We start from the raw sequence: 16,554 nt of genomic DNA on the forward strand, positions 1-16,554 counted from the left end.
CAACTTAAAAAAATGTTGAATGTAAGTTCGAAGTTAGCCCAATGACCGGGTAAAAAATCGCGGTGAAGAGAAGTAACAATAATCACAACCTTTTCATAGGATATCACAAAAAGCAATATAATTGACGAAATTGTTCTGTAGGCTTTGGAATTTCTCATCTTTTGTTAACCACCATTTTAACGTTCATCCGTGATCGGCAAACTAACATAATAATAAAAATTAATTGCTATGAGAGGCTCAAGGCTTTCTATGCCGGGACTATTTTTTCTCTAATGCAAATACTGCATAGAGATCGATAGACATTTCATTTTCAAGCTGATCAATTCGAGAATGGACTTGGATTGACGGGCCCTACAGGGCAAGATCTGTTGATGATTATTGGGATGACAGTTTTGAATTCACCAACCTGTAAAGCTTTATAATTTTTTATTATTGAAGGCGTTTATTACTATACTGTAATAGACGCTTTTATTTTTTTATTATGACAAGGATTTTATTTTTTTCTGTCATTGTCTTCAACAGTGCTTACTCTCAAACCATTACAATCAACGGGTGGGTTAAACAAACAGGCAGTGATGAAGTATTGCCTTTTGCCAGTATTGCCATTAAAGGTACTAATAAAGGCACTTTTTCTAATAGCAATGGATTTTACTCCTTACAGGTGCAGGCCAATCAGGATTGGATACTCGTCTGCTCAATGGTAGGGCACACGCCTTCTGAGATGAAAGTGAATTCAACACAAGATCATGTAATCAATTTTTACCTGCCAGTATTGGAACTGGATGAAGTCATCGTCAAAGGAAATGCTACTTATGCTAACCGGTTTGCCAAAAACAATATCTCATTACATTTGGTCAAAAAAATGCCGGCCCTGCTAGGCGAAAAGGATCTGATCAAGTCCTTACAGGTGTTGCCGGGTGTACAGGCAGGCATAGAAGGAAGTACGGGAAAAATGTAAGGGGCGGCACAGCAGGACAAAACCTGATCCTGCTGGACGGCGCTACGGTCTATAATATCAATCATTTGTTTGGCTTTTTTTCCGTATTTAATGCCGATGCCATTAAACATGTAAATTTCTGGAAATCCCGGATGCCCGCCCGTTACGGAGGGAGGGTATCTTCTTTTATCGATATTCAACTCCTTGACGGCAATAAACAAAAACCGAAGGCTGCCGGTGGCATTGGATTGCTCTCCAGCCGGTTCACTTTAGACGGCCCCCTTAAAAAGGGTAAATCTTCGTTTTTGCTTTCAGCCAGAAGAAGCTACCTCGATCTTTTTCTTTCTCCTTTCATGGCAGATGAGTCAAAAACACTGTACCAGCTCACAGACCTGGTGGCCAAAGCAAACATCGACATTGATCAAAAGAATAACCTTACCTTGAGTGCTTTCCATGCCAGTGATAAAGTAAGGGTTACAGAAAAAATTGAAAGATCAAATGCCCATTCTATATCCGACTCGGAGCTTGGCTGGAAGAATGCCACTACTGCGGTTCAATGGAACCACGTTTTCAACAAAAAACTATGCTTAAATACCGTATTTCCATTTAGCGACTATAAATTCCTTTTATCTGACAGCTTTTCAAAGGTTTTTGACGGGCAAATGACGGAAAAACGGTCGGAAAATTCTTCCGGCATAAGAGATTACGCCTTCAAAACGGATTTTGACTACTTTCTTTCCAACAATCACCATCTGAAATTTGGAGCACTCATCATACATCATCACTACCAACCTAAAGGATATAGGGCTTCAGACGCTACCAACCAAGCCATAGAAAGCAGCCAGGAATTCAAAAATGTGGAATTCGCCTTTTATTGGGAAGATGATTTTCAAATTACAAACAAGCTTTCAACCAATTTCGGCACGCGCTTTGGCGGGGTATTGGATGCAAATACCGATAGCTACTTTAATATTGAGCCCAGGATAAGTCTGGACTTTCAGTTATCAGAAAGTACAGCTATCCACAGTGCCTATAGCAGAACCAACCAATATATGCATTTACTCTCAAATACCGGGTTGGGACTTCCAACGGACCTGTGGGTACCTGTCACACAGCATACTCCGGCGGTGCAAGCCGATCAATATGCTCTGGGGGTCACCGGGAATATACCCCATAAATCCATACTTATCAGTGTGGAAACTTATCGCAAATATTTAAGAAACATTATCACTTATAAAGACGGGGCTACCTTCTTGTCTGTTGATGACGCTGAGAACATTGATTGGGAAGAAAATGTAAGTTCAGGGAAAGGGTGGTCTTATGGCACGGAGTTTTTGGTTTCTAAGAATGAAGGCAGGCTACAAGGGCTTATAAGTTATACCTTATCCTGGGCTATCAACCAGTTTGCCGATATCAACCAAGGAAAACGGTTCTATGCCAACACAGACAGGCGACATGCCATATCCATGGCAGGTTCGTATAAATTGTCGCCAAAAGTAAATGTATCCGCAAACTGGACCTTTAATGCCGGTAACCCTCTCAATGTTCCGCAGGGGTTTTATCACGGAAACTTTGCTACAGGAGCCGATATAAAAGGTGTATGGGGAGATACCGTTACTTACGAAATCCGCACCAGGGGAACCGATCTTGTACCTTATGCCGGTTCTACAAATAGTTTTAAGGCTGAAAGTTATCACCGCCTGGACATGGCTGTACAATTTCATAAAAAAAAGAAAAAATACGAAAGGTTTTGGGAGTTTGGCCTGTTCAATGCCTATAACCGCAAAAACCCATTTTATTATTACCTGGAAAGGGAAAATGACTTTTCGACCAATAGCCAAAGAATGGTACTAAGGAAAAAGTCTTTTTTGCCTATTCTGCCCAGTATTACTTATAATGTTAAAGTTTTGAAAGAAAAATATTTATTGATCGTTGCTTTTATCATCTTCATGCCCGGCTGTGATAGCGGGGTAGAAATGGAAGATTTGCTTGTTGACAACCTGGTATCGGTGACTTCTGTGATCTCCCCACAGGACACGCTGCTTGTTGCCTATTTGTACAGCGCGCAACCTTTAGGCCAGATAGCCTTCGAGGATTCTGCATTAATCAAAGATGCGCAAGTCATCATTCATGATGGGAAGGCCGGGGACACTTTATCGTATAATGCCCTATCAAAACGCTACGAAGCGGAAAGAAATTATTTGAATATTGCACCATCAGGGGAATACTTCCTTTCAATAAAAACTAAAGAAGGCAGTACTATTCAAGGAAGTTGTATAATACCTCCAAGTCCTGAAATTCCAAAAATATCCGGGGAGTATCAGGGAGATGACTACTACTTTGAGGTGGAATGGAGAAATCGTTCCAATCATAGGTTTTATACCTTCTTTGCTTTGGGTAATGGTTTTTATGAAAGTGACGCTTATGATGAACTTGATCCTCAATTTGCTCCCCGGTATTTACAAATTGATGCCCAATTGACAGATGATACCCTATACCCGTCTGACGGGCAGCAGGAAAATAATAGTGTCACGGGTATTGTTTACAGCGCCAAAATAGCAGACAACCCAACACTATTGATAACGCTAAGAAACATTGATGAACCATTATATAACTACCTGGATACTTACCGGGACTACAGTGACTGGGCGGCTAATAATGAAGGAAGCCTGTTTCCTAATTTTCAGGATTTCCGGCCCATCTATTCCAATATCGAAAATGGGCTGGGTGTTTTTGCCGGAAGCAATCAGGTAACAAAAAAAATTCAATTATGACTGCGGAAGAGAAGCAGGTTGAACTTACCGTATACAATTAACTGAAAGTCATTTATCCTCCCTCAGAGTTTCTCGAAGCCTACACCACCTGGCGCGCTTTTGTAAAGTGTGCTTATTTTAAGGTGTATTATAAATTATGGCCCAGCTCGTACCCGCATTTGTAATACCGCATCTTTGAAGGGAGCATGGCTGAAATGAGTTCAGAGAAAAACAAGTCAAGTTTAGCATGAAAATTTTTCTTGAAAATCTCAAAAAGTGTAGATTTATTCAGTCAAAGGCCAAACTCCGGGGACGCGCTTGTGTAAAGCGTGCCAGCGGGATCCTCCTGTAGAATACGACCGGAATTGGAGGAGCTATTATTATTTGTTTCCGTGCAAATTGAAAACTGGCCATGAAAGTAAGCTTTTGGATGACAAAGCGTTGATAAGTATCAATAAAAAAGCTTAAAAAAATTCTGTGAAATTATCTCAGTATAAAAATAATATGCTGGCGGCATTTATATTAGCCCGGATGTTTCCAAAATGCGCGCTAAAAGGAAGCATCTGGGGAAGCCGAAAACCAAAAAGCCTGCTCGCCGCAGACCAGAGTAGGCAAAATCAAAACTTTGCAAAAATGAAAAAGCTAGGTAAATTGAATTTGTCCATTGAGAAGATGCTTAATCAAGAAGAATTAGTAAATTTCAGGGGTGGTTCCGGGAGTGGTAGTACAGATCCCAGGTGCAGCGATTGTCATGCAAGTGCCTTGATAGGCTGCGAAAATAGCTGTGGACCGAATAGTGAGTATTGTAGTTTCATAACATGCCTTAATAATCTAATCGATGCATGTAATAGTCAGTGTTATTGTCAGAGTACTTGTTAAATTAAAAAAAGGGGGGCCTCTCAGTCTGAAGCGGCCACATCATAATTCAAATTATGTATAGATGAAAAAAGTGCTAATCATAAGTATCTTGATGCTTTTGTTTATACAAAATATCAGCGCCCAGCTTGCTTCGGATACTATTATCATAAATTATCTAAGGAAGGTAAATGCTGAGAAGCTATCTTCCTTATCATCTTTTAAACTGACCTATAAGTCCACCAGTTTCGATAGTCGCCCTAATATATTATCAGGACAACCCGTTAGATACAGTATTGTACATAAGTTTTATAAAAAAACAAGCCGTGGTGAAGTTTTAAGAAGTGAACATTACAGAGATAATTCACTTTCGATGATAGCTTTATCAAATGAGAGGCGCGAAATATATTATAGTGAGAAACATGGCCTTAAACGAGAAATTGAGAAAGACAAAAAAGATGGCCATATTCATAATTTAAAGTTTTATAATTTTCAAGTTGCAAATTTGATCATGGATGCATACAGGGATTCAAGGTTAGAATTTCTGGGTGAGGATGTGTTTTATGGCAAAAAATGTTTCAAATTCAAATACCATTCGGAATATAATGACGGCACAAGTTTTTTTTACTTTGAAAAACATTCTAATAACCTGTATGCACATTCACGTACCCCGGCTAGTTACAAGATTTATGAGGATTACCAGAAAGTGAGTGGTGTTTACATGCCATCCAGGGTGCGTGTATACGTCGATGATGAACTGAATCAAGCATTCGATTACCTTGATTTAGAGCTTAACATCGCAATGAAGGACAGTATGTTCAGTTTATAAATTGAATATAACGACCATAAACATGCCATACATTAGCAGCTATGCAGACTAAATGTAGCACAACGTTTTCGACAAAATTCTTGGTGTCTCTTTGTTCCTTAGTGTCTCCGTGGTGAAAAATGGTTAACCACGGAGGCACAAAGAGACACAGAGGTTTTCGGCTATAAAATGAAAATATAAGCATATGCTTGAGTTGTGCAACACCCAAGGGACGCTTGTGCCAGATTAAGAAATGAAGTTACATAGTAGTTTTCCAACAGCGTTGCTCCCATCCGCAGAAAATAACAGGACTTGAGTGATATGAAAGGAACAAAAGTCAATCCTGACAAATAATAGTAAAAATGCCTCTTCTTAATCTCTCTTGCAAAGAGTCGTCAGTAGGAAAAGGCCATATGAATAATACTATTTTTTAGTCATTTGTTCCAACAGTGTAATATATTTCTTCATTATTTCATTTTCGGAGTCAGACTTTTCTTTTAGTTGATTGCGAAGATCGCGCATTTGGATTTCATAACTTTCTGAAATTTTTTTTATATACTCAGCCTCATCTTTAATGGTGGTTTCCATTTTTTTTGTTTCACGCTGAAGGTCCTCAATTACTTCAGAAAACTGCTGCTTTATTTCAACAGGATAGTTATTTACAATATTCTTAGCCCTTTGAATATATTTATATACATCGCCGGTCTTATAAACATCTGCCTTTATAATGTCACCATGAATGTCACCCCCACTGGTTTGGATATGATTGCCACCATTGGCGCGGGCAGTTTTATTCCTATTAGGGTCGTAGGTTAATTCTTTATCATCACGGAAAAAGTAATTGTAGTCGAGCCCAAACATAGTTGCAAATTTCATGAGTTGACCCATGTTAATACCTGCACCTGAACCTCGAATCTTACTGATAGTATTATAATTCCCAAAAATCAATTCACTGATCTCCCTCACTCCCTGTGGCTCTACACCAGCTTTTTTGTTTTCGTTAATGATATGATTTAGGGCCTTCAGAAATTTTATATCCCAGAATTTCAGTTCATATTTTTTCTTTTTTTTGTTCGCTCCCTGTGGTCTTTTTTCCATTTAACTCCAAAAAGGATGCAATTTTCATCCAAATGTTACTTATGTCAGTAACTTTTTTGTCCTTTTGTTACTGTATTTGGTAACTTATTCTTATAATTGTTTTAAAATTCAAAAATATTGAAGTAAAAAGTTACTTCAATTGGTAACAAATATAACCAAATAATACAAAAAATGAACAAAACTTTTGCAAATTTTTCATACAACTGTAATAATTATGATTGAAGAAAAGCACATTGATGAGCTTCAAAAAAGACTTATGCAACTGGGGACAAGCTACATAACCCTGATTGCTGAAAAAGTGAATATGTCCCGAACCACCATCTACAAATTTTTTAACAGGGAGAAAATCAGGAATAACAACGCTTTGAAAATTTACGACGCTGCCCTGGAAGTGCTCCAGGAAGTTAATCTTCAAGACCAATCCCGAAAACAAAAAGCAAGAAGACTTTTGGAAGACAATGCGGAACAGACCGGTATCAAGTTTAATCACTAAAGCTTAATCTTCATTTGATATGAAAATGGGAATCGAAATTGATGAAGCCTTGCACCGAGTCGTTCGGGAGCTAAGGTTAGCAGTTAAACAGTTAAGTCAGGAAGTTGGCTTAAACGGTAAAAAGGGCAGTGAAAAATACTGCAGCCCTTCAGCATTCAGTATATCAGCCAATCTATGTCTGACTAAGCACCCCGATATACTACATAATCAGCAAAGGCTTGGGCTCAAGAATAAAAAACCAGGGATAAAACAACGAATTAAAAGTTATCTGGAAAGGATAACAATTGATCCCTTTGGCCATGAAAAACAGGTTACAAAAAATGTCGTTCGTTATTTAGAAAACATTTCAAGACAGGAAGGGGTTCCATTAGCTCAAATATTAACATGGATCAATCTGAAAGGTGTTGATCTTCGGGTATATCTTCATCACAATAGTAAGCTACTCAAGGAGGTCCCGGTAAGCGAGTTAGTACAGATTTTTGCAGGAAAAGAGCTTTCAGAGATGCCTGGCATTGAGAGAAAAGCTGTTGACGAGGCCGGTTTGTATTTACATGATTTTGCTGTAGCAAACAATATACGCCTGAACCAGCTCAATGTGTTAATATCTTCCGATGGGAATGAAGTGGCTATTGAAGCTTACAACGACCAGGAGCACGCTAAGTATATTCCCTTTGCAGAGCTAATTAAACATTTCAGGTAGATGGGCAACGGCTAAAAGACGGGTAATTTCTCTTGTCATGATTTTTTATTTTTAGGAAAAGCAACAGATAGGTTGGAGATTCATCAAGGATTTGGACAAAATAATGCCACAATTAGGTTGTGAAGCCTGCTTTTTAAGCTTTAAAGTTGAGTATTAGGGTACATCAATTTCAACAGGCTCAAGACCACAGAATAAATCTGAGATACTATTTATTCTGATTCCACAGCCGGTAAGGATCATCATGCAGTTCCATCTGTGTCAGTAATAATGTTTCCATCTCTGCCAATTTATCCGCAAATTTTGGGTTATCCGCCAAATTGGTTTTCATTTCACCGGATTTTCCGTGTTCGGCGATGTATGCATTTGGGTTTTCTGTAAGGTTGAAGCGCTGGGTTTCCCGGATTGTTCCATCCATGAGATCATATTTGATTAATTTCCGATCTTCTTTTTTTACGCATCGCATCCCTGGTTTTGTACCGCCACTATATACTCCATACATCACATCCCTAACTGTTTCCTTTTCTCCATCTAATACAGGTTTAAAACTTACTCCCTGTACAGTATCGGGGATTTTTATTCCTGCCAGATCGCACAAGGCCGGTAGCAGATCAAGCAGGTAAATATTTCCTTCCACACGCTTACCTGTCTCTATGCCAGGCCCTTCGTTGATTTGATAAAAAAACACTTAAACGTATTCAGGAAATCCAAAACCCGGACGCCAAAAACCGCGATTTTCTAAATACCATTTCCCAATAACCACATTCTTTTCAATTTTTCTATCAACTTTATATACCAAAGTATCTACATTTAAAAAATTAATGCCGCACCCTGCTTTACCTTACGGGGTGGATGTGCAGGTGACCCTGTGTGACGGCCGTGAGACCAGGGACGGCAATGTGCGGTAGGTTTGATGTATCCAATTTTAACTTAAAACTATAATTCCACGCTTATATGAAGCTTCCCTCCCAAACCTTCTTCTATTATCTTTCTTAAAGTGGAAATCCTGATATCACTTACCGCACGTTCAATTTTTGATATGTAGCTACGCTTCACCTTCAATCGATCAGCTAATTCTTCCTGTGTTAAATGAGCTTTTGCCCTGGCTTCTTTCACCAGTTCCGCGATCATAAATGCCTGTGATTTTTCTTCAAATTCTGCCCTGGACTTCGTACCTGATTCACCATATTTCCGGTTAAAATGTTCATTAATTGTTTTTGGATTACTTTTCTTCATAATATTCCTTTCTTATTCGTTTTGCCCTTTCTATTTCATTTCTCGGTGTTTTTTGGCTTTTCTTCCGGAAGCCGTTCAATAAGATCGCAAGTTTACCTTCATCGGAAAAGCAAAACACTCTATAAATATCGCTGCCAACCTTTATTCTTATTTCATAGATGCCGTCATTCACATGTTTAAAAAACCTCCCAGGGATATGCTGAACATTCATTACTACATTCAATGTATAATCTATTTTCTCCCTTACTGCCCCTATTTGCTTGTTATAAAACTCCCAGAAGTAGTCTTTATATGTTTCAATAATTCTCATAGTACTATGCGAAAAAAGTAACCAATTAGTTCCTTTTTTCGACACCTTTTGGTTCCTTTTTGTTTTAGCGGAAGGTGTTTTAATACTGCTTTTTTTAATTGCTCTCCTTGTTCGCCGCAATCTCCAAGAGAGATACTTCTATAACATCCAACTGACCTCTGAGCATTTGCCACGTTCATCGGGGTAATTTTTGAAGGGTCAGCTTTACATCCTGCAACACCAATTTGTAATGGGTATCCCTTTCTTCTGCCGGTTCAATGATCAACAGCCGCTCACGCATGGTGACACTTACCCGCTCCCCGATGTGGAACCCCAACTGCTCCATCCGCACACCTGTTAAACACAGTTCTGGGACTTGCTTGTTGTGCCGGTAATGGCCCTGTATTTTCAAGTTTCTTTTCCCTGTAGCAAAACAACTTTTTTCTCATACTCGTTTATTGACGAGTCTTCTCTTTCAAAACCAATTTTTTCTTTGTTTTTCTTTTCACATTCTTTTAATGAAACCAAACCTAATGCAACAATTAAATACTTTATCATCTGTTTGGGTTTTCATACATACCTATTATTCTTGGTCACTTTAGTATTTCGAGTACCTGTTTTTTCATTAAAAAACGCATTGAACCCGTCAAAAACAGCATCCAACTCCCAAGGCTCATCAAATGTTCTTTTACCTTTAATAAGAATCGATGTTCCTTCGCGAACTACGAGTTTATCCGCCTTCCTTCAGTGCATTGGGGTATGCCTCTTTGTTGTTTCCCACCCCACAGGAAGAAGGTTTACCAACAACCGGCATCACTAAAGGACTTCCCGGGTTTCATATACAAGCCTGTATAAAAGTCACGTCTCCTTCATGACAGCCGCCGCATAGCCAATAAACAGGTCACCGCTATACTTATTCTTGGATCGCATGAGATTTCAGTTTTGACTGCAATGGGTTTTTCGATACTTCAGCAGAGATTCATTTTCATTCGTCTCTTTTATACTTACCTGATGCCTTCTCGACACTTTTTCTTCAACCGCTCAGTACCGGACGATTACTCTTCCAACACAGTGAAGTGGTTTGCAAGCTTTACCTGTACAACGCCAGTGGGCCAGCCACCATCTTATATACAGCATGTGAAAGAGTTTATTCCGAGCTTTACTTCTTGGCAAACAACGCGTTAGCGAAGATGTAAAACAATACTCAAGGTTTGTAAATTCCTATGTAAGCAATTTTCCTTGATATCGAATCTACCTTAATTTCAAATCCATAAAAATCATTTGCACTAAAACGCTTTGGGAATACTTTCAAATGAAAATCATTGAATTTTTCTACGATATATTCTTTTGCCAATCGCTTCTCCATAGTATCAATCTCTATTATTTCTCCCGTAATAGCCTGATTGAAAAATAAATTAGTTTGATTGATTACTGCTTTTTGGCTAAGAATTTCAACTGCATTTTTTTCTCTTACTCTAACATAGCCGAATACAAAAAAAATGAAACCTGCAAGCAGTATCACGCCATAAACTAAATTTCTTTTCATTTTGCTACTTCCTCGCAACTTTTTAAAGAATGTTCACACCCACTCAGGGCGCTGGCCTAAGTTAACAGTTTTTTCTTTTCTGGCAGCAGATTCTAATGAAAAAAGAAAAAGGTCAACATTCCGGGGAGGGGTAAAAATCCGGATGAACATCTTTATTTACCTTGAGCGCCATCGATTTTTACCCTGAGCCGGGATGCTCCAAGCAAGCTTCCTGACTGGTCTACAACGGCTAATCCTGGCTTTGCGCGGGCCCTGTGCGACGGCCCGGGGGTAAAGGGGCGGCCACGAGCGGTGGGAATGGGGAACGGCTATAGTTTCATAGATTCCTGATTTTGATAATTGTTCCAAAATCTCACAAGGTAAATACGGGTCCCTTCTACCTTATAAAAAAGTGTGATTTGCTTCCGTATAACCGCTTTCCTGACTGAACGGTATCCACTCAACGGATAAACCTCTGGCCGCTCTTTAATGATTTCAAGAACAGACCCTACTTCATTGATAAAATTCGTAGCCGATTTTTCCGACCAATGTTCTAATAAATACTCGATGTTTTGATGATAATCCTCTGCAGCTTCCCCGGACCAGATAATTTCCATAAAACCTATTTAAAAAGATCCGGGTACTTATCCTGGGTCGATTGCTTCACTTGATCATCTGACTTAACCCGCCCCTGTTTAATGGACTTTAGCCCTTGATCAATCGCCGATTTTTCCCCTTCTGTTAAAGTAGTAGTTTCCTTAACCTCCGTAGACCTTTGCCATACTTTTAATTGATGGATGAGCTTAATATCCTCAATGCCTGCTAACCACCGGATTAAATTTAATTTCTCTGATTGTATGTCCATATAATTTAGCTTTACTCAAAAATAACGTTTTTTACCGACTTTTCCGTTTCACTGCAACGGATGGTGTTTTAGTACCGCTTGTTTTAATTGTTCTACTTGTGTTTGCTTGTAGCGCTCCGTAGCGCTCGGGTATTTGTGGCCCGCAAAAGTCTGGACTACTCTCAGGTCATTCCCCGATTTTAACAGGTTGGCAATCACTGATTGTCTTATCGTTTTTGCATTCAGCTTTCTATCGGGAAAAAGATGCCGGCAACACTCGATTAAATAGCTGATCCCTTCCCCGTTTTCGGGATTGCCTGCCTTGCTGATAATCAGTTTTTGGGTCTGGACTTTCAGGAGCCGGGGGCGGTCTTCCCCGATGTAGTGCATCAACCAGTACACCTGTCTTGGCTGTAGCTTCAACGTCCTGGCGCCAGTCTTGCGCTGTGCTTTGATGTAGACCGTGCCTGCTTCCAGGTGGATGTCTCCCACCTCCAGGTTTTTGACCTCTCCATTAGTAAGCCCCTGCCAGATCAGTAAACTGATAATGATCTGATTGCGATTTTTAAGGATCGGGTAGCGCTCTTTTCTGTCCAGCAGCAGCGCCAGTTCTTCGGCTTTAAACAAGTCCTGTAACTGGATGTCCTTCTTTCTTTTGTCCCTTAACCGGATTGACTTTGCAGGATGGTCACCCCGGATGCCCTCAGCTACCAGGTAGCTGTAATATTGCTTAATCGCACAAAGGGGCGGGTTTGCATCCAGCCCACTGTGCCTTAACTCGCCTATATAATCCATCACCTGCTGATAGCTGGCCCGCTCAGGGTTTTCTACCCAGGCAACAAACAACCTTATTTCCCGAAGGTAACGTTTTACCGTGCCCCCGGCATGTCTTTGCTGTAGGTATTCTTGCAGGCTCATAGTTGATGCAGTTGTTTAGGGTTGATGCGGGTGTAGAGCTGGGTGGACTCAAGGTGTTTGTGCCCTAAAAAATCACGCACCTGCTCCACTGTCATCCCATTTGCTAAAAGATGGGTCGCCACCGAGTGTCTCAGGTTATGCAAGCTGATCGGTTTAGTGATCCCTGTCCGGTTTAGCACCTTTTTCAGCAGCCTGTTCATGCTATTGCCCCTGGCACGCCTCCCATGACAGTTACACAGAAAGGCGCTTTCATTTGGCTGGCTATAACGTTCATTCAATACATAATCCTGCAGGTCTTTGTTCACCCTGGCTGACAAAGGTACTACCCGCCTTTTGCCCCCTTTGCCTGCCCGGACATACACCACCCCGCTCCTAAAATGGACATCTCCCATATTCAGGCGCTCGCCTTCTGACTTTCTCAACCCACACCCGTAAAACAAGCTAAGTAGGGCCCGCTCTTTTAATGTCCCACAGGCTGCGTAAAGTGTTTCCACCTCTGCGGTGGTGAGCACCTCCAAGGGCCTTGAATGCGGCTTGGGAAACGCAAGGCTGCTGGTGGGATCCCCGCTGATCTGGCCTGTGTGCAGCTGCCAGCCAAAAAACAGCTTCAGGCTGTAAAGGTGGTGAGCGATAAAACGCTCGCTTAAGCCCCCTTTACGACGCCGGTTGGGACGCTCCTGCAGGTAGGCATAATAACGCATAATGTCCTGGGGGGTGACCGTACCCGGTGGTTTATAGCCCTGGAAGTGTAAAAATTCCCCCACACAGGCAGGCAGCATCTGCACGCTGCTTTTGCTGTACCCTAACCTTGTTAAATGTTCCCTGAACTGCTGTATCATCCTTGTTTTTTTCATAGGCCCCTTTGTATTTCCCTGGGTCACGGGTCGCCAGCCACCTGTAACCCCTTAAATCTGCCTGTACGCTTCATGAAAGCACTTTTTCTGTCTTCCCTGGCGACCCAGCTGGTCTAACTGCCCCTGCACGGTTTTCTCTATCGCCCGGATGTTGCACTGATCGTCTTTACCACTGGTGCTGCTCACGATCATCCCACGGCTCTGCAGCTCGCGGAAGGCCAGATAAGCTTCTTCTTTCATCCCGTCCAAATCCTCTAAACAGATCAGTTTATGCGCAAGGTCATATTTGCCATAGTTGTAAAAGCTCCCTTCGGTCACACGCGTGAAGTGTTTGCGGTCTTCATCAGGGATGAAGCTCGATATTTTCACCAGCAAATGCGTCTTGCCACTGCCGCTGCTCTCCTGGATCAGCGCATGAAGCGGCGCATCCATCTTATAGCTGGCTGCAATCCCAAACAAAAACAGCCGGCTCTGCTCCTCGCCCGTTACCCCGGCCTGACCGATCAGTGTATTCAGCCGCCCCATCAGGTCCGGCGCACTTAAAAAGGCGATAGCTTTCTGCTGCTCTTCCCCGCTCAGGGTGACCGCCGGAGGGGCTATCTTTTGCTGCGCTCCGGCAAGGGTTTGTTCCCTGTAAGTTTCAAGGTGGTCGGTCAGCGTCCCCAACTCTACGCTTAAAAGGTCCGGGCGTAGGCCCAGTTTCTCCCCCGCCGGCGGGGTGTATAAAAATGTTTGTGCTGCCGCCCTTGCCTGGTCTTTTGGCTATCCGCGATCACCGACCGCCCATACAGCGATACGGTTTTACCGGCCTCATCTTTCAGGCCAAAAACAATACAGCCACGCAAATAGCTGAACCGGCTGTTTTTAAACGCATTGTAGCCCACTGAAGGGCCACCTTTTATTAACTTCTCCAGGCCCCGCAGCTTTAAGTAATCCCTGGCCGTGCGGCTGCTCAATAGACTGTTTTGCATCATCTCAAAATCCTGCCCGTAATCAGGAGTGACGCCCGGGGAGACTATATTGGTGGCTTTTTGCTGTTTCACTTTTGGCGTTGATGGCAGGCCCGCTTTTTCGCTGAGGTATTTCAAGGCCTGGGGGGTGGTAAGCTGTAGCTTTCTTTCTGTCAAAGCAATCACATCCATCGTGCCGGCTGTGCAGTTACTGCTAAAACAGGTCGCTATCTGCTTTTCCTGGCTGAACTGAAGGCTCGGGGTCTTATCATCATGGAAAGGGCAATGTGCCTTGCTATGTTTATCCACTGCAATCCCCAGCCGGGTAGCTACTTCTATGATGTCCAGGTGCTGTTTCAGCAAGGCGATGTCCATCAGGGCAGTGGTTTGATGGTGAGCTGGTTTTGACGGATGGTAATTTCTACCCGGGCGCCGGCCTTAAAGCCATGGTCGGCCAGCCAGTTGCCCGCGATCCGCAGCTCCGGAATAACCTTCTGATTCCCCACTAAAGGTGCATTTTACAAGCCTAAAGCTTTATCTTTTTTCTATCCATAATTTTTTTCATGTAAAACTTATTTTGCAAATGTATATATCTTTTTCCTTTTTTATAAAAAATGATTATTTCTTTTGCCAAGTTTTTTTGCCTAAATTTGTTTCTATATAGGAAAATTACTTGACTTTAGGTAATCATGTTGAACATTGGAGAACGTATTATTCAATTGCGCAAGCAGCAAAACTTGTCCCAGCAGGGGCTGGCTGATAAGATCGGCGCTTCACGCACGATCATCGGAAACTATGAAAGAAATGCCAATACCCCTTCTATTGAGGTACTCTTAAAACTGGCCAAAGTCTTTAACGTCAGCGTGGATTTCCTGGTCGGTGAAGGTAAGCTTTCAAGTTATGACAAAGAGGTGCTTAAAAGGATCGAAGATATCGAGCGACTGGATCCGGATACCAAAAAGCACCTGTTCTTTTTGATCGATAACGTAATCCAGAATTTTAAAACCAAAAAGGCCTTTGCCTGATAAATATATTGAAGCATGAAATTAATACTGGACATAAAAGATGACAAAGCGGATTTCATTATGGAACTGCTCAGCAATTTTAAGTTTGTCAAGACAAAGCCCATTACCCCTTACAAAGCCGAAGTACTGGAAGGACTCAAAGAAGCTGTTGAACAGGTAAACCTGGCCAAGCAGGGAAAGATCAAGCTTAAATCCGCCAGGCAGTTGCTTGATGAGCTTTGAGGTTCTCTATACTGATAATTTTGAGCATAGGCTCAAAAAGCTGGCAAAAAAGTACCGATCGGTCAAAAACGACCTGGAAAAGCTGATCACTGCCCTGGAAAAGGACCCCAAACAGGGAACACCTATCGGAAAGGATTGCTATAAAATCCGGCTGGCTGTCACTTCCAAAGGTAAAGGTAAATCAGGCGGTGCTAGGGTCATTACACACCTGCAAGTAGCTGGAAATCTGGTCTACCTGCTTTCAATCTATGACAAATCCGGGCAAGAAAATATCTCCGATAAAGAACTGATCGAACTGCTTAAATATATTCAGGAGGAATGAGGCTGCTTATTGTTCATCAGATTGCCTTAAACACAAAACTTATATAGCCGATAACACCTATGATTCTTTAACGGGGGGCTATAGAGAATCCATACTATTCAACATTATTTGACACATATCTTAGGGAATCTAAAGCAAAAATCGCTTATGGTGCTTAAAAAAATATCCCGAAAAATTCTCACATACGAATTTAAAAGCTTGAACTAGAAGATCCTTTTTCTTATTTCAACCAGCTAGAGGCGTCCCAATTATTTCATATTAATTCACATACTACACCTATTTTAGATGCTTGCTCATAAATTAATTTGGCTGTATTCGGGTCTTTAAAGTCTATTTCTACAACCTCACCACCCCCTACAATTTTATCCTTTGCATCTTTTGCATCTCTTAAAGACATTCCTCCCTGTTCATGCAATAGGCTTGTAAATCTTATTTTTCTAACACTTGGTTCCCACCCTGTAAATTTAACTGTTGTCATTTTATTGCACATCGAAAGTTAATTTTGTGATTTTACCGGTGTTTGCTCCCGTTGTTCTTGGGGCTCCTTCTGTAATAACCTTTGTAACTCCCTGCTGTCTATCAAAGTCACTCATAATCTCCTTTATTTTCGTTATTCCAAGTTTATTGGTCATATTTCCATCAACATCAAAGTTCTTTATGGTTAAAACCTTATCTTTCTTTACAAAATCACCTCCAAATTCAAGTACTTCGTCCCTTATTTTTACTTC

The 16,554-nt window shown here is 41.3% G+C and carries 24 protein-coding genes; 8 read left to right on the forward strand and 16 right to left on the reverse strand.

What is annotated here, in order from left to right; translation table 11 throughout:
* The first annotated feature begins 481 nt into the window (after window positions 1-481).
* The 3 genes from AC04NP_RS23375 (at window position 482) to AC04NP_RS23385 (ending at window position 5,374) form a co-directional block, all read left to right on the forward strand.
* On the forward strand, window positions 482-958 hold the full coding sequence (locus tag AC04NP_RS23375; protein WP_482862396.1) for a carboxypeptidase-like regulatory domain-containing protein: 477 nt from the start codon (window positions 482-484) through the stop codon (window positions 956-958).
* A 65-nt stretch (window positions 959-1,023) separates the two neighbouring features.
* Entirely contained in the window at window positions 1,024-3,711 is a 2,688-nt protein-coding gene (locus tag AC04NP_RS23380; RefSeq protein WP_482862398.1) for a DUF4249 family protein, read from the forward strand.
* A gap of 919 nt (window positions 3,712-4,630) precedes the next feature.
* Entirely contained in the window at window positions 4,631-5,374 is a 744-nt protein-coding gene (locus AC04NP_RS23385; protein WP_482862400.1) for a hypothetical protein, read from the forward strand.
* A 402-nt stretch (window positions 5,375-5,776) separates the two neighbouring features.
* Here the strand turns inward: AC04NP_RS23385 and AC04NP_RS23390 are convergent, their stop codons facing one another.
* Window positions 5,777-6,451, reverse strand: coding sequence for a hypothetical protein (locus AC04NP_RS23390; RefSeq protein WP_482862401.1), 675 nt, complete (start codon window positions 6,449-6,451; stop codon window positions 5,777-5,779).
* 214 nt (window positions 6,452-6,665) lie between these two features.
* Between AC04NP_RS23390 and AC04NP_RS23395 the strand changes: the two genes are divergently transcribed.
* Together AC04NP_RS23395 and AC04NP_RS23400 are read left to right on the forward strand one after the other, a co-directional pair.
* Window positions 6,666-6,944 carry a hypothetical protein gene (locus AC04NP_RS23395; protein WP_482862402.1) on the forward strand — a complete coding sequence of 93 codons (279 nt, stop codon included), beginning with the start codon at window positions 6,666-6,668 and terminating at the stop codon, window positions 6,942-6,944.
* Window positions 6,945-6,963: 19 nt separating this feature from the next.
* Window positions 6,964-7,644, forward strand: a complete 681-nt coding sequence (locus AC04NP_RS23400) for a hypothetical protein (protein ID WP_482862404.1) — start codon at window positions 6,964-6,966, stop codon at window positions 7,642-7,644.
* Between the two features lie 205 nt (window positions 7,645-7,849).
* On the opposite strand, the gene AC04NP_RS23405 is transcribed toward AC04NP_RS23400, so the two are convergent.
* From AC04NP_RS23405 to AC04NP_RS23465, 13 genes are all read right to left on the reverse strand, one after another.
* The gene (locus AC04NP_RS23405; protein WP_482862406.1) at window positions 7,850-8,329 is read right to left on the reverse strand and encodes a sulfatase/phosphatase domain-containing protein; all 480 of its coding nucleotides are present in this window, start codon (window positions 8,327-8,329) and stop codon (window positions 7,850-7,852) included.
* A gap of 248 nt (window positions 8,330-8,577) precedes the next feature.
* Window positions 8,578-8,877 (reverse strand): helix-turn-helix domain-containing protein, encoded by a 300-nt coding sequence (locus AC04NP_RS23410; protein WP_482862407.1) that lies wholly within the window; start codon window positions 8,875-8,877, stop codon window positions 8,578-8,580.
* The gene (locus AC04NP_RS23415; protein ID WP_482862408.1) at window positions 8,864-9,187 is read right to left on the reverse strand and encodes a type II toxin-antitoxin system RelE/ParE family toxin; all 324 of its coding nucleotides are present in this window, start codon (window positions 9,185-9,187) and stop codon (window positions 8,864-8,866) included. The genes AC04NP_RS23410 and AC04NP_RS23415 overlap by 14 nt, the downstream gene beginning before the upstream one ends.
* A gap of 175 nt (window positions 9,188-9,362) precedes the next feature.
* A complete protein-coding gene (locus AC04NP_RS23420; protein ID WP_482862409.1) occupies window positions 9,363-9,578 on the reverse strand; it encodes a SymE family type I addiction module toxin in 216 nt (71 codons plus the stop codon).
* A complete protein-coding gene (locus AC04NP_RS23425) occupies window positions 9,575-9,724 on the reverse strand; it encodes a hypothetical protein (protein WP_482862410.1) in 150 nt (49 codons plus the stop codon). The genes AC04NP_RS23420 and AC04NP_RS23425 overlap by 4 nt, the downstream gene beginning before the upstream one ends.
* A gap of 646 nt (window positions 9,725-10,370) precedes the next feature.
* Window positions 10,371-10,712, reverse strand: coding sequence for a hypothetical protein (locus tag AC04NP_RS23430; protein ID WP_482862411.1), 342 nt, complete (start codon window positions 10,710-10,712; stop codon window positions 10,371-10,373).
* A gap of 308 nt (window positions 10,713-11,020) precedes the next feature.
* Complete coding sequence (locus AC04NP_RS23435; protein ID WP_482862412.1) at window positions 11,021-11,308, reverse strand: type II toxin-antitoxin system RelE/ParE family toxin; 288 nt, start codon at window positions 11,306-11,308, stop codon at window positions 11,021-11,023.
* A 5-nt stretch (window positions 11,309-11,313) separates the two neighbouring features.
* Window positions 11,314-11,556 carry a hypothetical protein gene (locus AC04NP_RS23440; RefSeq protein WP_482862413.1) on the reverse strand — a complete coding sequence of 81 codons (243 nt, stop codon included), beginning with the start codon at window positions 11,554-11,556 and terminating at the stop codon, window positions 11,314-11,316.
* 48 nt (window positions 11,557-11,604) lie between these two features.
* Window positions 11,605-12,453: a tyrosine-type recombinase/integrase gene (locus tag AC04NP_RS23445; protein WP_482862414.1), complete on the reverse strand. Its 849-nt coding sequence runs from the start codon at window positions 12,451-12,453 to the stop codon at window positions 11,605-11,607.
* Window positions 12,450-13,307: a tyrosine-type recombinase/integrase gene (locus AC04NP_RS23450; protein WP_482862415.1), complete on the reverse strand. Its 858-nt coding sequence runs from the start codon at window positions 13,305-13,307 to the stop codon at window positions 12,450-12,452. Before AC04NP_RS23450 ends, AC04NP_RS23445 begins: the two co-directional genes overlap by 4 nt.
* 51 nt (window positions 13,308-13,358) lie before the next feature.
* Complete coding sequence (locus tag AC04NP_RS23455; RefSeq protein WP_482862416.1) at window positions 13,359-13,973, reverse strand: hypothetical protein; 615 nt, start codon at window positions 13,971-13,973, stop codon at window positions 13,359-13,361.
* A gap of 8 nt (window positions 13,974-13,981) precedes the next feature.
* Complete coding sequence (locus tag AC04NP_RS23460) at window positions 13,982-14,632, reverse strand: CHC2 zinc finger domain-containing protein (RefSeq protein ID WP_482862418.1); 651 nt, start codon at window positions 14,630-14,632, stop codon at window positions 13,982-13,984.
* Window positions 14,632-14,763, reverse strand: a complete 132-nt coding sequence (locus AC04NP_RS23465; protein WP_482862419.1) for a SymE family type I addiction module toxin — start codon at window positions 14,761-14,763, stop codon at window positions 14,632-14,634. Before AC04NP_RS23465 ends, AC04NP_RS23460 begins: the two co-directional genes overlap by 1 nt.
* A 183-nt stretch (window positions 14,764-14,946) precedes the next feature.
* Here AC04NP_RS23465 and AC04NP_RS23470 point away from each other — a divergent pair, with 183 nt between their 5' ends.
* Genes AC04NP_RS23470 through AC04NP_RS23480 form a run of 3 tightly spaced genes read left to right on the forward strand, consistent with a single transcriptional unit; the run spans window position 14,947 to window position 15,826 of the window.
* Window positions 14,947-15,282, forward strand: coding sequence for a helix-turn-helix domain-containing protein (locus AC04NP_RS23470; RefSeq protein WP_482862420.1), 336 nt, complete (start codon window positions 14,947-14,949; stop codon window positions 15,280-15,282).
* 15 nt (window positions 15,283-15,297) lie between these two features.
* Window positions 15,298-15,504 carry a hypothetical protein gene (locus AC04NP_RS23475; RefSeq protein ID WP_482862421.1) on the forward strand — a complete coding sequence of 69 codons (207 nt, stop codon included), beginning with the start codon at window positions 15,298-15,300 and terminating at the stop codon, window positions 15,502-15,504.
* Window positions 15,494-15,826, forward strand: coding sequence for a type II toxin-antitoxin system RelE/ParE family toxin (locus AC04NP_RS23480; RefSeq protein ID WP_482862422.1), 333 nt, complete (start codon window positions 15,494-15,496; stop codon window positions 15,824-15,826). Before AC04NP_RS23475 ends, AC04NP_RS23480 begins: the two co-directional genes overlap by 11 nt.
* Before the next feature lie 253 nt (window positions 15,827-16,079).
* Here the strand turns inward: AC04NP_RS23480 and AC04NP_RS23485 are convergent, their stop codons facing one another.
* Window positions 16,080-16,304: a hypothetical protein gene (locus AC04NP_RS23485; protein ID WP_482862423.1), complete on the reverse strand. Its 225-nt coding sequence runs from the start codon at window positions 16,302-16,304 to the stop codon at window positions 16,080-16,082.
* A 1-nt stretch (window position 16,305) separates the two neighbouring features.
* On the reverse strand, window positions 16,306-16,554 hold a 249-nt coding region (locus AC04NP_RS23490; RefSeq protein ID WP_482862424.1), incomplete at its 5' end, for a hypothetical protein.

Source organism: Agaribacillus sp. DX54 (assembly GCF_056858335.1).

Coding starts and splice junctions, on each gene's coding strand:
- AC04NP_RS23375 (WP_482862396.1), top strand. CDS start 482: ATGACAAGGATTTTATTTTTTTCTGTCATTGTCTTCAACAGTGCTTAC.
- AC04NP_RS23385 (WP_482862400.1), top strand. CDS start 4,631: ATGAAAAAAGTGCTAATCATAAGTATCTTGATGCTTTTGTTTATACAA.
- AC04NP_RS23390 (WP_482862401.1), bottom strand. CDS start 6,451: ATGGAAAAAAGACCACAGGGAGCGAACAAAAAAAAGAAAAAATATGAA.
- AC04NP_RS23395 (WP_482862402.1), top strand. CDS start 6,666: ATGATTGAAGAAAAGCACATTGATGAGCTTCAAAAAAGACTTATGCAA.
- AC04NP_RS23400 (WP_482862404.1), top strand. CDS start 6,964: ATGAAAATGGGAATCGAAATTGATGAAGCCTTGCACCGAGTCGTTCGG.
- AC04NP_RS23410 (WP_482862407.1), bottom strand. CDS start 8,877: ATGAAGAAAAGTAATCCAAAAACAATTAATGAACATTTTAACCGGAAA.
- AC04NP_RS23415 (WP_482862408.1), bottom strand. CDS start 9,187: ATGAGAATTATTGAAACATATAAAGACTACTTCTGGGAGTTTTATAAC.
- AC04NP_RS23425 (WP_482862410.1), bottom strand. CDS start 9,724: ATGATAAAGTATTTAATTGTTGCATTAGGTTTGGTTTCATTAAAAGAA.
- AC04NP_RS23430 (WP_482862411.1), bottom strand. CDS start 10,712: ATGAAAAGAAATTTAGTTTATGGCGTGATACTGCTTGCAGGTTTCATT.
- AC04NP_RS23435 (WP_482862412.1), bottom strand. CDS start 11,308: ATGGAAATTATCTGGTCCGGGGAAGCTGCAGAGGATTATCATCAAAAC.
- AC04NP_RS23440 (WP_482862413.1), bottom strand. CDS start 11,556: ATGGACATACAATCAGAGAAATTAAATTTAATCCGGTGGTTAGCAGGC.
- AC04NP_RS23445 (WP_482862414.1), bottom strand. CDS start 12,453: ATGAGCCTGCAAGAATACCTACAGCAAAGACATGCCGGGGGCACGGTA.
- AC04NP_RS23450 (WP_482862415.1), bottom strand. CDS start 13,307: ATGAAAAAAACAAGGATGATACAGCAGTTCAGGGAACATTTAACAAGG.
- AC04NP_RS23460 (WP_482862418.1), bottom strand. CDS start 14,632: ATGGACATCGCCTTGCTGAAACAGCACCTGGACATCATAGAAGTAGCT.
- AC04NP_RS23470 (WP_482862420.1), top strand. CDS start 14,947: ATGTTGAACATTGGAGAACGTATTATTCAATTGCGCAAGCAGCAAAAC.
- AC04NP_RS23475 (WP_482862421.1), top strand. CDS start 15,298: ATGAAATTAATACTGGACATAAAAGATGACAAAGCGGATTTCATTATG.
- AC04NP_RS23480 (WP_482862422.1), top strand. CDS start 15,494: ATGAGCTTTGAGGTTCTCTATACTGATAATTTTGAGCATAGGCTCAAA.
- AC04NP_RS23485 (WP_482862423.1), bottom strand. CDS start 16,304: ATGACAACAGTTAAATTTACAGGGTGGGAACCAAGTGTTAGAAAAATA.